A 14,185-nucleotide genomic window follows, 5' to 3' on the forward strand; every position below is an offset into this window, starting at 1 on the left:
GTTGAGTGAAGGCCGTCACACCCGGCCTTCATTCAAATTGTTGAAGCTCCGCCGCCTTCCAGCTTGCGCCACAACAATCGCACGTTCGCCTTGCGCACCAACGCGCAGCGATACAGGCGAATCTCTAGCGGCACGTGCCATTGCGGGCCGCCACAGATCACCAGTTCGCCCCGCTCAAGCTCTGCCCGCACACTTAAACGCGGAACCCAGGCGATGCCCAGACCTTCCAGCGCCATGCTCTTGAGGCTGTCCGCCATCGCGGTTTCATAAATAGTGGTAAACCGCAGGGCACGCTGGCGCAGCAGCAAGTTGACCGAGCGCCCAAGAAACGCCCCGGCGCTGTACGCCAGCAACGGCACGCTGCCTTCACCTTCCAGATCAAACAGCGGCTTGCCGTCAGCATCGGCAGCGCACACGGGCAGCATTTCGGTGTTGCCCAAGTGCAGCGACGGAAAAATCTCCGGATCCATCTGCAACGCAGCGTCCGGATCGTAAAAAGCCAGCATCAAATCGCAGCCGCCTTCGCGCAAAGCGTGCACCGCGTCTCCGACGTTAGTCGCAACCAGCCGCGTGGCGATGTTCAACCCTTCGTTGCGTAATTGAGCGATCCACCGCGGGAAAAACCCCAGCGCCAGAGAGTGCGCAGCCGCCACTTGCATGACCTCGCCCTGCCCGCCTTCAAGGTGATGCAAGTGACGCAACACCTCGCCAAGCTGCTCGACCACCGTACGCGCCGTGACCAAAAACAGCTGACCGGCCGCAGTCAACTCCACCGGGGTGCGGGAACGATTCACCAAGGTTAGCCCCAGGGCCGCTTCGAGGCTGCGAATACGTCGGCTGAAGGCTGGCTGAGTCACAAAGCGGCGCTCTGCCGCCTGAGAAAAACTGCGAGTGGCGGCCAGGGCACTGAAGTCCTCCAGCCATTTACTTTCGAGATTCATCGAGTCCTCCCGGACGCGCACCAAATTGGGTCACACGTTCGACGCGGCGGTCGCGTCACGTCGCCATTATGCCGTTTCTGCATAGGATAGTGTTTAAAGGCATTGGCCCAAAATAGTCTGCAAGCCTAGGATTCGCAGCGTTCCGGCCCAGACCGGGTCCATATCGAGATGATTTCTATCATGTCCTCCGCTGCATCATTCCGCACAGAAAACGACCTGCTTGGCGCCCTCGAAGTACCGGCTCAAGCGTATTACGGCATCCAGACCCTGCGAGCGGTGAATAACTTCCGCCTCTCGGGCGTTCCGATTTCGCATTACCCAAAACTGGTTGTCGGTCTGGCTATGGTCAAACAGGCCGCTGCAGACGCCAACCGTGAACTGGGGCATCTGAGCGCTGCCAAGCACGCCGCCATCAGCGAAGCCTGTGCACGACTGATCCGCGGTGATTTCCACGAAGAATTCGTGGTCGACATGATTCAAGGTGGCGCCGGTACCTCCACCAACATGAACGCCAACGAAGTGATCGCCAACATTGCTCTCGAAGCAATGGGTCACCAGAAAGGCGAGTACCAGTACCTGCACCCGAACGACGACGTCAACATGGCGCAGTCGACCAACGATGCCTACCCGACCGCGATCCGTCTGGGTCTGCTGCTGGGCCACGACGCCCTGCTGGCCAGCCTCGACAGCCTGATTCAGGCCTTCGCTGCCAAGGGTGTTGAATTCAACCACGTCCTGAAGATGGGTCGTACCCAACTGCAAGACGCTGTACCGATGACCTTGGGTCAAGAATTCCGTGCCTTCGCCACCACCATGGGCGAAGACCTGGCCCGTCTGAAGACGCTGGCTCCGGAACTGCTGACTGAAGTGAACTTGGGCGGCACCGCGATCGGTACCGGCATCAACGCCGACCCGCGCTACCAAGCGCTGGCCGTACAGCGCCTGGCGCTGATCAGCGGTCAGCCGCTGGTACCGGCCGCCGACCTGATCGAAGCCACCTCCGACATGGGCGCCTTCGTGCTGTTCTCCGGCATGCTCAAGCGCACCGCGGTCAAGCTGTCGAAGATCTGCAACGACCTGCGTCTGCTGTCCAGCGGCCCACGCACAGGCATCAACGAAATCAACCTGCCAGCGCGTCAGCCAGGCAGCTCGATCATGCCCGGCAAGGTCAACCCGGTTATTCCGGAAGCTGTTAACCAGGTGGCGTTCCAGGTCATCGGTAACGACTTGGCGCTGACCATGGCAGCCGAAGGCGGCCAACTGCAACTGAACGTGATGGAGCCGCTGATCGCCTTCAAGGTGCTCGACTCGATCCGCCTGCTGCAACGCGCCATGGACATGCTGCGCGAGCACTGCATCGTCGGCATCACCGCCAACGAAGCGCGCTGCCGTGAACTGGTCGAACACTCGATCGGTCTGGTTACCGCACTGAACCCGTACATCGGCTACAAAAACGCCACCCGTATCGCCCGTATCGCCCTTGAAAGCGGCCGTGGCGTACTGGAACTGGTGCGCGAAGAAGGCTTGCTCGACGACGCCATGCTCGACGACATCCTGCGCCCGGAAAACATGATTGCCCCGCGTTTGGTGCCTTTGAAGGACTAACGCCATCCATCAGTTCTGAGTTCAAAGTCGCCGAGCAAAGAAGCGCAGGCACTTTGCGCCAGAACTGAAGCTCACCAGGTCGAGGGACTAGACACCTCTCACCTTTTGAGGGCTTGCAGACACATCTGCAGGCCCTTTTTTTTGCCTGGGATTCAAGACTTCACCGTGCCGTAGGAGCTGCCGAAGGCTGCGATCTTTTGATCTGGTCTACAGTCTGTTTCGGCCAAAAACGAGGGCTTTTCAGACGAGACACACATGAAAAATCAGTCACTTATAGAGACGCTTCCTACACTCCTAGGTATAGTGCCGCCCCTCTTCCCGTGCATGGGCCCTGCAACAGCGGCCATCGGCAGTGCGGAAACAGCATCGTAAACCAAGCAGCAACATGGCCAGGATCCCCTTGATTACCTAGCTTTATGCCCTGACTTGACGGGCGTAATGGGTAACCCTGATCCGGCCGTTTTGCCATCAGATAAAAACAGCGAGGAATAATCCATGCTAGAAGTCATCAATGACTTCCTCTCAGGGAAAGTACTAATCGTGCTCATGGTTGGGCTCGGTGGCTACTTCACGATCCGCTCGCGTTTCGTTCAGCTCCGTTACTTCCTGCACATGTTTGCAGTGTTTAAAGACAGCTTGCGCAGCAGCGCCGGCCAACTCAGCTCGTTTCAAGCGCTGATGCTGAGCCTGGCGGGTCGTGTGGGCGCGGGCAACATTGCCGGTGTCGGCATTGCCGTGACCCTGGGTGGCCCCGGTGCCGTGTTCTGGATGTGGGTGACCGCACTGGTCGGCATGTCCAGCAGCCTGATCGAATGTTCGTTAGGCCAGCTGTACAAGCGTCGCGACGCGGAAGGCCAACTGCGCGGCGGCCCGTCCTTTTATATGAAGTACGGCCTGGGCAAAATCTGGATGGGCAAGTTGATGGCGGTCCTGCTGCTGATCACCTTCGGCTTTGCCTTTATGGGCCTGCAGGCGCACGCCGTTACCCACTCGCTGCAAAACGCCTTCGGTTTTGACGTCAACTACACCGGCGTGGCCATTGCCGTGCTGCTGGGTCTGGTGTTTATCGGCGGCATCAAACGTATTGCTTCGGTTGCCGACCTGCTGGTTCCGGTCAAAACCCTGGCGTACATCGCCGTCACCGTTTACGTGATCGTGCTGCAATTCGACCAAGTCCCCGCCATGCTCGGCCACATCGTGAAAAGTGCCTTCGGCATGGACCCGGTGTTTGGCGGCATGATCGGCAGCGCCATCGTGATGGGCGTAAAACGTGGCGTATTCGCCAACGAAGCCGGTTTGGGCAGCGCCCCGAACGTGGCCGCCGTGGCAGACGTGGAACACCCGATCGCCCAAGGCGTGGTTCAGGCGTTCAGCGTGTTCCTCGACACCTTCGTGATCTGCACCTGCACCGCGCTGCTGATTCTGCTGTCCGGCTTCTACACCCCGGGCTTTGAAGGCGACGGCATTGCCCTGACGCAAAACTCGCTGGCTGCTGTGGTGGGCGAATGGGGTCGCGTGTTCATCAGCGTGGCACTGGCGTTGTTCGTGTTCACCTCGATGCTCTACAACTACTACCTGGGCGAAAACAACCTGCGCTTTCTGGTCGGTGAAAGCCGCAAGGCGTTGATGGGTTATCGCGCTCTGGTGCTGGTGTTGATTGTGTGGGGCTCGATCGAGAACCTGGAAACCGTCTTCGCCTTCGCGGACATCACCATGACCTTGCTGGCCTTCGTGAACCTGATCGCCTTGGCGATGCTGTTCAAGATATGCATGCGCGTGCTCAAGGACTACGATGACCAACGTAACGCGGGTATCAAGGTTCCCGTCTTCGATTCCAGCAAATTCCCGGACCTGGATCTGGACCTGAAGGCTTGGCCGCCTCTGCCGCCCGCCAAGACCGAAGAAACAAAACGCTAATATCAACGCGGCGGTTCTGACAGAACCGCCGCGTTTTTGCTTATGGGAACTCCTGAATGACTGCAGCCACTCTTCATCCTGCCCAGCGCGTCATGGTGCTCTACACCGGCGGCACCATCGGCATGCAAGCCAGCGCCAGCGGCCTGGCGCCTGCATCCGGCTTTGAGGCGCGCATGCGCGACTTCCTTGCCAGCCAACCGCATGTGCAGATACCGCAATGGCGCTTTCGTGAAATGAGCCCGCTGATCGACAGCGCCAACATGACACCCGCCTACTGGCTGCGCTTGCGCAGCGCAATCATTGACGCTGTCGAACAGGATGGCTGCGACTCGGTGCTTGTCCTGCATGGCACCGATACCCTGGCCTACAGCGCTGCGGCCATGTGCTTTCAACTGCTGGGCTTGCAGGCCCCGGTGCTGTTCACCGGCTCGATGCTGCCTGCGGGCGTGCCCGACAGCGATGCCTGGCCAAACGTCAGCGGTGCCTTGAGCGCACTTGCCCAAGGTCAGCCCTACGGCGTGCAGCTGTACTTCCACGACGAACTGCTGGACCCGACCCACTGCGCCAAAGTGCGCAGCTTTGGCCGCAACCCGTTCGTGGCGCTCAAGCGCAACGGCGGCGGCACCAAGGTCGAATCATTGCCAGCAGCGCTGAGTTATCAACAGCCCAAGCAAGAAGCCCGTGTCGGCGTATTGCCGCTAGTCCCCGGCATCGGCGCCGCCCAACTGGATGCCGTGCTCAACAGCGGGCTTGAAGCCCTGGTGCTGGAATGTTTCGGCAGCGGCACCGGCCCCAGCGACAACCCGGCGTTTCTCGCAAGCCTGCAACAGGCGTACGAAAACGGCATCGTCGTGGTCGCCATCACCCAATGCCACGAAGGCGGTGTGGAGCTGGACGTGTACGAAGCCGGTAGCCGCTTGCGTGGGGCTGGCGTACTGTCGGGCGGCGGCATGACCCGTGAAGCCGCATTCGGCAAGCTGCATGCGTTGCTGGGCTCGGATTTGCCCACCGCCGACGTACGCCGCCTGGTTGAACGGGACCTGTGTGGCGAATTGGCCTGACTCTTTGGCTGGGTAGCCTGCCTTAGCGCAGGCTTCTTGCCAAAAAGACACCTCTTTGCAGACGAGGCCACCTGTCATTTCTGCCAGTATCGGGCGGAGCATCTGCTGGCTTATCGTCAACCTGGTAAGAAGTTGTGAAGTTTCAGCGCTCACATTCACTTCAATCTCTGCGAGGTTCTAGATGGCTACCGCTAAAAAAACAACTGCCAAACAATCGCTTTTTGTAGGCTTCACTGACGAACTGCAGACCACTTCAACGTTCGTACCGCCCGCTCCTACGCTCTATCACCGGGACACACCTTATATTGCACACCCCACTTACGGGATCGTGCTACCCATTGAGATGGCCGACTCCCACATCCCTACCAATGTGCATGTCCCTACGGACGGGTTGAGAGCCACCAGCAAAATCGTCGTCAGCGTTCTAGCCGCTTCAGGGACAATGAAATACAACTCTCCACCGTTAGACATCAATCCGTCTGAGGCACTGGTTTTCACAATCCCGCAAGCCGAGCTCAGGCGTTTTGTCGATAAAAAGGTCGTAATCCAATACGCTATTACAGAGCCTGGCAAGAACCCGGTGAACTCGGGCCGCCTTAATCTTCGCGTCACCGCACCATTGACCTATTCAGCCCCTATTGTCGAAGGTTTGAAAAATGGAGTACTCAAGGCGGCCGACTATCCTGACGGCCTGAATGTAGATGGCGGCCTTATAGGTAATCTGGAAGCGCCAAGCATTGTTTACTGCGAGTGGGACGTCACTATTTACACCGAGAACGGCGGCGCCACACCAATCTACAACCTACGCCAGACAAGCCTACCCACAGCCGGTCAACCTTATATTTTCCGCATACCCGCCGAGGCCTACTCGAACCCGAGCTGGGCATCCATAGTGACCTGCAAGTGCACAGTGGGCGTGGATTTCGCTCCCCACGACCCTCAACTTGCAACATATGGTACCGGCGGTCACGAATTCTCCCTCAAGTAAGCATCCTGTGAGTTAACGCCCCCCGGCACACAACTTGCTCGCTTCCTGTGTCCCCACGCAGGAAGCGAACATGCTGCACTCACATCTCACCACGCTAAATGCGGTATCGCTGGTGCTCAGCACCTTCGAGGCCGAAGGCTTGCCCAGCGAGGCCTTGTTGGCCGGTAGCGGCATACGGGCCGCGGATTTAAACCGCGCCGACATTCGTATCACCACCAATCAAGAGATGCGCGTCTGCGCCAACGCCGTGGCCTTGCGCCGTGAAATCGGCCTGGAACTGGGACGCCGCATGCATGTGTCGTCCTACGGCATGCTGGGTTACGCCCTACTCACCAGTGCCACCTTAGGTGACGCTTTGCGCTTGGCTTTACGCTACCCGGCACTGCTGGGAACACTCTTTGAGCTAAGCCTTAAGGTCGAAGACGATCAGGTCTGGTTCTGTGCCGATCACTACCATGAAGACCCGCAACTGGCCGTGTTCAACGCGCAGCTGTGCCTTGTCTCACTCAAGGTCATTTGCGAAGACTTGATCGGCCAGCCACTGCCTTTGCTCGCTGCGCGCTTTGCCCACAGCAAGCCGGATTACCACGCCCGCTACCAGCACACCTTCAATTGCCCGCGCCTGTTTGATGCACCGGACAACGCGTTCGCCTTTGCCAGGCACTGGCTGGAATACCCGCTGCCGCTGGCCAATACCATCACCCACCAGGCCATGGCGGAGCGCTGCCGCAAACAGAACCTGGAGTTCACCGGGCGCCAAACGTGGCTGTCGCGGATCCGCCAGTTGCTCGCCGCCCAACTGAATGCCGCACCGGGACTGGAAGGGCTGGCCGAGCAAATGAATTGCTCGCCACGCACCTTGCGCCGCCACCTGCATGACGCGGGCTGCAGCTATCAGGAGTTACTCGACGAACTGCGCTTTGAGCGCGCCAAGTTGTTACTCCACGAGACCGAATGGCCGATCTACCGCATTGCCGACACCTTGGGCTTTAGCGAAACGGCGAGCTTTCGCCATGCCTTTGTTCGCTGGAGTGGCGTGTCGCCCAGCCAGTATCGCGCATGAGCCAACAGGGAGCAGTGCGCCCTGAAAAGGGGCGAATTTCGGACAGTTATTTCGGCCATATTGATCTCCTTTTGGCCGCTCCTGTCGTTCTCTGAAATCGCCAGCGCCGCAAAACTGTAGGTCACCGATCTAGCCTACGGAGAACAAGAAAAATGCTGACTATCTATTCAGACGACCACCATCTGCACCATGGCCGCTGCGAGTTGATAGACGGGCAATTGCTGCCTTGCTTCGAAATGCCCTCGCGCGCGGACCACATTCTGCAACGAGTCAAAAACCGTGAGCTGGGCCCGGTGCAAGGCCCCCACGACTTTGGCCGCGACCCGATCCAGCGTATTCACAGCGAAGCCTACCTGGACTTTTTCCAGGGTGCCTGGGACCGCTGGCTCGAACACGGCAAAGACGGCGACTTACTCCCGTACACATGGCCAGCCCGCACCCTGCGCGCCGTAGTCCCCACCAGTCTGCATGGCCAACTGGGTTATTACAGCTTTGACGGTGGCGCGCCGATTACCGCGGGCACTTGGCAGGCGGCCTACAGCGCAGCGCAAGTTGCACTGACGGCGCAAGCGGCCATCCAGAACGGCGCCCACAGCGCATTCGCCCTGTGCCGTCCGCCTGGGCACCACGCCGCCAGCGACTTGATGGGCGGTTATTGCTACCTCAACAACGCCGCCATTGCCGCCCAGGCCTTCCTCGACCAGGGCCGCAGCAAAGTCGCCATCCTCGACGTGGACTACCACCACGGCAACGGCACCCAGTCGATCTTTTATGAACGCGATGACGTGCTGTTCACCTCGATTCATGGGCACCCTGAAGCCGAGTTCCCGTTCTTTCTGGGCTATGCCGATGAACTGGGTGAAGGCGCGGGTGAAGGCTTCAACTTCAACTACCCGCTGGCAGCCGGCTCAGGCTGGGATCGCTGGAGCACTGCACTGGAACAAGCCTGCAGCGAGATCGAGCACTACGAAGCCGATGTGGTGGTGGTATCGCTCGGTGTGGACACGTTTAAAAGCGACCCGATTTCTCAGTTCAAACTCGACAGCCCGGACTACCTGCTCATGGGCGAACGCATTGCCCGCTTGGGCAAACCGACCTTGTTCGTGATGGAAGGCGGTTACGCGGTAGAAGAAATCGGCGTGAACGCGGTCAACGTGCTGGAAGGTTTTCTGAGAGTATCTAAAGGCTAAAAAAGCCTGTAGTCGCTGCCGAGGCACGAGGCTGCGATGGGTTGCGCAGCGACCCCCATGTGGCGGTCCTGCGGGCCGCATCGCAGCCTCGTGCCTCGGCAGCGACTACGGGGGTTTCTTCCACGCCCTTTTCAACCGCCCCAGCGCCGCTTTGATATCCGCCTCCGGCACCGCCGCAAAGCCCAGCACCAGCCCCGCACGTTTATCCACAGGCTCGACCGAATCGTCCAGCCAATAACGACTTAAACCGTTGATCTCAACCCCAACCTGTTCAGCCTGTGCCAGCAAGGCCTGCTCGCGCTCAACGCTTGTGACCGGCACAGTCAAGTGCAAGCCCGCCACTACGCACGGTGCCGCGCCCAATCCACGAACATCAGTCGGCCAATCTGCCAGCAAGGCATTGCGCCGCGCCAGCGCTGCCCGGCGCATGCGCCTGATATGGCGCTGGAAATGCCCGGCGGCCATGAACTCCGCCATCACTACTTGCGTGCTGACCTCTGAATGACGCATGTCCAGCGCCCGCCGCTGGGCAAAGGGCTCAACCAGCGCAGGCGGTAATACCACATACCCCAGACGCAGCGCCGGGAACGCCACCTTGCCGAACGTGCCCACATAGATCACCCGCCCCTGACGATCCAGTGCCGCCAGCGGGGCCAAGGGCGCGCCGCTATAGCGGTATTCGCCGTCGTAGTCGTCTTCGATAATCCAGCCCTGCGTGCGCTCGGCCCACGCCAGCAACTCCAGACGCCGGGCCAGGCTCATGGTGACGCCGGTGGGGTACTGATGCGACGGGGTCACGTAAGCCAGCGTGCAATCGTTCAAACCCGCCAGCGCCGCGCAGTCCATGCCTTCGTGATCGACCGCAACACCCTGCACCCGGGCCCCGGCAATCGCAAAAGCCTGCGCCGCCGCGCGATACCCGGGATTTTCCACAGCCACCCCACAGCCGGGCTCCACCAACAGCTGTGCACAAAGGCTAATTCCTTGCTGTGCACCACTGGTGATCAAAATTTGCTCAGACGTGCAGGATAAACCCCTCGAAGTGCGCAAATAGACAGCAATCAGCTCTCGCAAGCGCTGTTCTCCGGCTGGATCGCCGTAACACAAATGCTGCATGTCCGGCTTGCGCCAAAAAGCCGCCTGGAGCTTGCTCCAGACCTCGAACGGGAACAAATCATAGGCCGGTACCCCCACCCGAAAAGCCCGTGGCGCCCCCTTCGCCGGAAGCGGTAAAGGGTGTTGAATAACCCTCCCCAAGGCCGTGCTGTGGATAAGTTTACTGGATGTAATTACAGGTAAATCGACCGATTTTGTGGATAAACCTGTGGATAACCCTGTTGAAAAGCCTGTGGGTAACTTGGTGGACAACTTTTTCAGCGGTAAGGCTTTTTCGGGCAATTGCGCCACATAAGTACCGTCACCGACCCGCCCTTCAATAAACCCCTCGGCATAGAGCTGATCGTAGGCCCGCACCACGCTGTTGCGCGAAACCCCAAGCGCCGCCGCCAAGTCGCGACTGGCCGGCAACCGCGAACCACTGTTGAGCCGCCCGTCCAGCACCCGCTGGCGTAACGCCTGATACAGCTGGGCGCTCAGGCCCTTCTTGGGATCAAGCTCGATCCCGGTCGCATTGAACGCGATGGATAACGCTGAATCAGGCATGGATTGGACCTATAAAAATGACCATTAATGGCTCTTACAACGAACCATTAGCCTGCCTAGGATGCAGTCATTCGCCAAGGAATATTTCTATGTACGTACCCCGCGCCTTCGCCGAAAACGACACCGCTGCCTTGCACCTTCAGATGCAAGCCTCACCCTTGCCCGTGCTGATCACCCAAGGCAGCCAAGGCCTGATCGCCAGCCATGTTCCGCTACTGCTCGCTCCCGACGAAGGCCCTTACGGTACGTTGTATGGCCATCTGGCACGGGCCAACCCGCACTGGCAGGCACTGGCTGAAGGCGGCGAAGCGCTGGTGATTTTTGCTGGCGAACAGGCCTACATCAGCCCGTCCTTTTACCCCAGCAAAGCCGAACACGGTAAAGCGGTGCCGACCTGGAACTATCTGGCCGTGCATGCCTATGGCCAACCCGACGTGTTCGACGATCACGACCGCTTGCTGGCATTGGTCAGCCGGCTGAGCAGCAAACATGAAGCCAATCGACCCGAGCCGTGGGCGGTCAGCGACGCCCCCAGCGAATACATCGACAGCATGCTAAAGGCCATCGTCGGATTCAGCGTGCCCATCTCCCGACTGATCGGCAAACGCAAACTCAGCCAAAACCGCAGCAGTGCTGACCAACTCGGTGTGCGCGACGGGCTATTGGCAAACCCCAATTCACACGACCACGCCCTCGCTCACTTAATGGCCAAGGAATAGCAACATGACCCAGCACGTGCAGATCAAACCCGCCACCGCCGCCGATCACGACCAGTGGTTGCCGCTCTGGCAGGCGTACTTGACCTTCTACAACACCGAGTTGCCTGCCGAAGTCAGCGAGTCGACCTGGCAGCGTTTTCTCGACCCGGCTGAACCGACCCAACTGGCCATTGCCTGGCAAGGCGACAAAGCGGTGGGCATCGTGCAGTTCATTTACCACCGCTCCAACTGGAGCATCGGTAACTCCTGCTACCTGCAAGACCTGTTTGTCAGTCCCGAAATCCGTGGCACCGGTGCCGGTCGTCTGCTGATCGAACACGTCTACGCCACCGCCCGCGACAACCATTGCGCCAAAGTCCATTGGCTGACCCACCAAACCAACGCCACGGCGATCCAACTTTACGAACGGATTGCCGAGCGCCCTGGCTTTATCCAGTTTCGCAAAGCCTTGTCATAAATAAGGAACCCGCGATGCCTCAATCTCTAGAACACTGGCAACCCGCCAAGCGCCCACACAACCCCGTCATCCAGGGGCGTTACATTCGTCTGGAAAAGCTCGATCCACAGCGCCATGGCGATGATTTATGGCTAGCCTTGGAAGGGCCCGCAGGCGACCCCAAACTCTGGGACTACATGGCCTACGGCCCTTTCAAGGAGCGTGCGGCCTTTGACCAGTGGCTCAACAGCAATGCCGCCAGCCAAGACCCGTACTACTACACCGTCATCGACCAGGCCTCAGGACAGGCGCAGGGCATGCTCAGCCTAATGTCCATCGTGCCCGAGCACGGGCGTATCGAAATCGGCCACGTCACCTTCGGCGCACCGATGCAGCGTTCGCCGAAAAGTACCGAAGCCGCTTACCTGCTGGCCAAGGAATCCTTCGCCCTGGGCAACCGCCGCCTGGAATGGAAGTGCAACAGCGAAAACGCCCGTTCCAATCGTACTGCGGTACGATTAGGGTACACATACGAAGGCGTATTTCGCCAACATATGGTAGCAAAAGGCAAGAACCGTGATACCACGTGGTACAGCATTACTAGTACGGAATGGCCAGCTATAGAGACAGGCTTTGAAAAATGGCTGGCACTGGATAACCAACCAAAAAGCGGTCAAATCAAGACGCTTGAAGAATGCAGAGCATTAACTGATTAATTTTTGATCAATGCGCCCAACAAGGCCTGTTGGGCGTTTTTGGGTTCAGAAGGGACTTAAAATTTTCTTGGCCGACGCACCACACCCATTTGCAGACCGAACGGTTTGAAGACTGCATTCAAGGATTTGAGCGTGGGATTGCCCTCGTCGTGTTCAACCAGCAAAGCCGACCTACTGTGTAATGCTTGCCTCTGCGCTGAATATCGAGTGTTTAATGCGCTTACGCTAAACAAATGCTCTTTATCAAGGATCACACACGTTACTTTCTGGTTTCACATGAAATAGTCACTTCGCCTTTAAGGACTACACAAATGAGAAATCAACGTCTTAAAAAACTCTACTTTTTACGCTTTTCAATGGATGTGTTTTAAGCACAAGTGTCGTGCAGGCAAACTCTGTCAGCCTAAACGTTCAAAACTCAACCCCTGAAGTTTTGCAGCTTGTATCTAGTTCCCCTTCCGGAGTTTTTCCAGCCACTGTTGGACCAGGACAGTCGCTCCCAGTCTCATATGATTTTGGGGGAACCTCTTCAGAGATGAGCGCTACCTACAAGCGTGTAGGGACTGGGACTACCTGTAGGTTTTCGGCTTCCCACGTAGTGTATGTTTCCCGCCCACGCTTTGCTAAAAACGCTGTATCAACCGGCGCTACATCTGCGACATGTCTTACATTTCAATCCCCTACATGGAGAATCCCCTACAACTACACTGCAACTTTCGCCTTTTACTACTAACACTTCAGGGCATCAACAATCAGAATTTCCTGAATAAATAAACGCAACCAGCCAGTTGCAGATTAATTATTAAAGTTATCTCAACAGACTGTCGATGTACTGCTCGACACAGGCATTTAATGACTTCTAAAGAAACCAGATCTGCAGACCTGAGTTGCCGAGGCTTGCCGATTCAGAGGAATTGTTATGACCGAAATTCGAGCAGATTTTCTGATGAACAATCGGGCTATTGCCCCAGGCGTGACGATTAAGTGGGTTGATAACTCAACCGCCATGAGCCCACACGCTACAGCAGCTAAAGCAATGCCAGCCGGTGCAAGCGTCAATGTGTCTTTGTCTGCTGCCGCCCTGGAGATAACAGCCTTGTTACGCCGCACTGCAACCAGTAATGCTTCGGCGGCGGAGGGCTTTGACCCTTTGATGGAAGACCTTCACCAGCACGGCAAAGAGGCGCAGGCGCTACAGGAGTTGCCTAAGGGGCAGACGCAGCAACGTATCGCTCTGTCTCTGCAGGCGAGCAACTATCTTCTGACATCGCTCTACGGCGGCGAAAAGCTGCACGACACCGTCGCCTCTAACAACCCATTCAGGGCACTGGACAGGCTTTCACTTTAACATATTGCCTATGATGCTTCAGGGTCATTTACCTCGATCGAACGTCAGGTCGCGTTTCTGGATTTGACAGCGCGCGATATTGATTTTCGCAACCAGACATTTGATCTACCTGACCCGCTAAACGGCAACGACTTCAAAGCGCCCTGGAACACTCTGGCCAGCTACCTGAGGGATGCACAGATGGCATCTGGAATGAGCGAGGGTGAACGGACATGGCGTGGTTGGATGCCAGCCCATGAGCTGCATGCACACGCACAGTCAGTGCTGGATCGCCAAGGCATCGACAAGATGGACTTTCCCGCTTACTCGAACCTAAAGAGCTCTGGAGATGCGGTGCTGACTGCGGTGATTGATAAAGAGGGCGTTAGCACCTGGATCAATATCCCCGTTGAGAAATTAATCGCCCAAGGGCTGTACCTTGGCCTGATCGAGTCTGCTGCCGATCAAACTTCCACAGAATTGAAGGGAAACGTCGGACCAAATGCCCGGCCCCCCCCCCCCGCGTAGGAGCGAGCTTGCCTCGCGATCTTTTAATCTTG

Annotated in this window: 13 protein-coding genes and 1 pseudogene; 11 read left to right on the forward strand and 3 right to left on the reverse strand. The window is 58.0% G+C overall.

What is annotated here, in order from left to right; genetic code table 11:
* Positions 1-32: 32 nt before the first annotated feature.
* Positions 33-941, reverse strand: coding sequence for a LysR substrate-binding domain-containing protein (locus ACJJU9_RS24630; RefSeq protein ID WP_048390789.1), 909 nt, complete (start codon positions 939-941; stop codon positions 33-35).
* A 180-nt stretch (positions 942-1,121) separates the two neighbouring features.
* On the opposite strand from ACJJU9_RS24630, the gene aspA reads away from it, so the two are divergent.
* The 6 genes from aspA (at position 1,122) to ACJJU9_RS24660 (ending at position 8,765) form a co-directional block, all read left to right on the forward strand.
* Complete coding sequence (aspA, locus tag ACJJU9_RS24635; RefSeq protein ID WP_048373753.1) at positions 1,122-2,546, forward strand: aspartate ammonia-lyase; 1,425 nt, start codon at positions 1,122-1,124, stop codon at positions 2,544-2,546.
* Between the two features lie 495 nt (positions 2,547-3,041).
* Positions 3,042-4,463 carry a sodium:alanine symporter family protein gene (locus ACJJU9_RS24640; RefSeq protein ID WP_048390791.1) on the forward strand — a complete coding sequence of 474 codons (1,422 nt, stop codon included), beginning with the start codon at positions 3,042-3,044 and terminating at the stop codon, positions 4,461-4,463.
* Between the two features lie 56 nt (positions 4,464-4,519).
* Positions 4,520-5,524, forward strand: a complete 1,005-nt coding sequence (locus tag ACJJU9_RS24645) for an asparaginase (protein WP_407729739.1) — start codon at positions 4,520-4,522, stop codon at positions 5,522-5,524.
* A gap of 181 nt (positions 5,525-5,705) precedes the next feature.
* Positions 5,706-6,512 (forward strand): hypothetical protein, encoded by an 807-nt coding sequence (locus tag ACJJU9_RS24650; protein WP_407729740.1) that lies wholly within the window; start codon positions 5,706-5,708, stop codon positions 6,510-6,512.
* A 70-nt stretch (positions 6,513-6,582) separates the two neighbouring features.
* Positions 6,583-7,575: an AraC family transcriptional regulator gene (locus ACJJU9_RS24655; RefSeq protein WP_407729741.1), complete on the forward strand. Its 993-nt coding sequence runs from the start codon at positions 6,583-6,585 to the stop codon at positions 7,573-7,575.
* Positions 7,576-7,727: 152 nt separating this feature from the next.
* Complete coding sequence (locus tag ACJJU9_RS24660; protein WP_407729742.1) at positions 7,728-8,765, forward strand: histone deacetylase family protein; 1,038 nt, start codon at positions 7,728-7,730, stop codon at positions 8,763-8,765.
* Between the two features lie 105 nt (positions 8,766-8,870).
* Here ACJJU9_RS24660 and ACJJU9_RS24665 read toward each other — a convergent pair whose 3' ends face one another.
* Positions 8,871-10,427 carry a PLP-dependent aminotransferase family protein gene (locus tag ACJJU9_RS24665; RefSeq protein ID WP_407729743.1) on the reverse strand — a complete coding sequence of 519 codons (1,557 nt, stop codon included), beginning with the start codon at positions 10,425-10,427 and terminating at the stop codon, positions 8,871-8,873.
* An 89-nt stretch (positions 10,428-10,516) separates the two neighbouring features.
* On the opposite strand from ACJJU9_RS24665, the gene ACJJU9_RS24670 reads away from it, so the two are divergent.
* The 3 genes from ACJJU9_RS24670 to ACJJU9_RS24680 are packed head-to-tail and all read left to right on the forward strand — an operon-like array spanning position 10,517 to position 12,298.
* Positions 10,517-11,146: an FMN-binding negative transcriptional regulator gene (locus ACJJU9_RS24670; RefSeq protein WP_407729744.1), complete on the forward strand. Its 630-nt coding sequence runs from the start codon at positions 10,517-10,519 to the stop codon at positions 11,144-11,146.
* Positions 11,147-11,150: 4 nt separating this feature from the next.
* Positions 11,151-11,603: an N-acetyltransferase family protein gene (locus tag ACJJU9_RS24675; protein WP_407729745.1), complete on the forward strand. Its 453-nt coding sequence runs from the start codon at positions 11,151-11,153 to the stop codon at positions 11,601-11,603.
* Between the two features lie 14 nt (positions 11,604-11,617).
* On the forward strand, positions 11,618-12,298 hold the full coding sequence (locus tag ACJJU9_RS24680; protein ID WP_407729746.1) for a GNAT family N-acetyltransferase: 681 nt from the start codon (positions 11,618-11,620) through the stop codon (positions 12,296-12,298).
* A gap of 56 nt (positions 12,299-12,354) precedes the next feature.
* Here the strand turns inward: ACJJU9_RS24680 and ACJJU9_RS24685 are convergent.
* A pseudogene (locus tag ACJJU9_RS24685) lies at positions 12,355-12,453 on the reverse strand (transcriptional regulator); the annotation flags it as partial.
* Between the two features lie 764 nt (positions 12,454-13,217).
* Here ACJJU9_RS24685 and ACJJU9_RS24690 point away from each other — a divergent pair.
* Both ACJJU9_RS24690 and ACJJU9_RS24695 read left to right on the forward strand, forming a co-directional pair.
* Complete coding sequence (locus ACJJU9_RS24690) at positions 13,218-13,646, forward strand: hypothetical protein (protein WP_407729747.1); 429 nt, start codon at positions 13,218-13,220, stop codon at positions 13,644-13,646.
* 63 nt (positions 13,647-13,709) lie between these two features.
* Complete coding sequence (locus tag ACJJU9_RS24695; protein WP_407729748.1) at positions 13,710-14,153, forward strand: hypothetical protein; 444 nt, start codon at positions 13,710-13,712, stop codon at positions 14,151-14,153.
* Positions 14,154-14,185: the final 32 nt, after the last annotated feature.

Source organism: Pseudomonas helleri, from assembly GCF_045830615.1.
Classification (GTDB): Bacteria; Pseudomonadota; Gammaproteobacteria; order Pseudomonadales; family Pseudomonadaceae; genus Aquipseudomonas; species Aquipseudomonas helleri.